The 299-nt window shown below is 48.5% G+C and carries 1 rRNA gene; it reads left to right on the top strand.

Annotated features, from left to right (window positions below):
• Window positions 1–193: 193 nt before the first annotated feature.
• A 23S ribosomal RNA gene (locus HW466_RS31645) occupies window positions 194–299 on the top strand; the annotation flags it as partial.

Raw genomic sequence — 299 nt, 5'->3', positions numbered from 1 at the left:
CTTTAACAATCTGGAAGAAGTAAGTAATTTGGATAGCGGAAGCGTCTTTGAGATGGACGTGGAAACTATCCGGGTTGTGATTGTATCGATGTATCTCAAGATGATTCGAACTTCATGTTCGACTCTAATTGGAATACGGCACAACGCGAGAACTCAACCTGTAGCGACTGTCGAAGAGACAGACTCGTTATAGGGTCAAGCGAACAAGTGCATGTGGTGGATGCCTTGGCGATCACAGGCGATGAAGGACGCGGTAGCCTGCGAAAAGCCCCGGGGAGCTGGCAAACAAGCTTTGATCC

The organism is Burkholderia territorii (genome assembly GCF_902833055.1).
Classification (GTDB): domain Bacteria; phylum Pseudomonadota; class Gammaproteobacteria; order Burkholderiales; family Burkholderiaceae; genus Burkholderia; species Burkholderia territorii.
Note: the sequence above shows the minus strand (reverse complement) of the source record. Positions and strands in the feature narration are given on the sequence as shown.